Here is a 235-nt window from a genome sequence, read left to right as displayed (position 1 = left end):
CCCACCTCGCTCAACTTCGACAACTTTGTCGGCGCCTGGGTGGAGGGCGAGCTCGGATCGGCCTTCTTGACCAGCGCGCTGATCACGGTGGTCTCCGTTCTCGTGCTCGTCGTCATCGGCGCCTCCGGAAGTTACTACTTCGCGCGTTCCCGGGGCGTCGCGGGCATGCGCTGGTATGCAATCGTGGCGGCCGGCATGATGGTGCCGTTTCAGATCGGGCTCCTTCCGCTCTATC

1 pseudogene is annotated in these 235 nt (G+C 64.3%); it reads left to right on the top strand.

The window, feature by feature from the left end:
- Positions 1 to 235, top strand: a pseudogene (locus SB658_RS27580) (carbohydrate ABC transporter permease); the annotation flags it as partial.

It is taken from the genome of Bacillus sp. SIMBA_008, assembly GCF_046535495.1.
Taxonomy (GTDB): domain Bacteria; phylum Bacillota; class Bacilli; order Bacillales; family Bacillaceae; genus Bacillus; species Bacillus subtilis.
The sequence above is the reverse complement of the archived record's forward strand: the minus strand, read 5'-3'. Positions and strand labels throughout refer to the sequence as shown.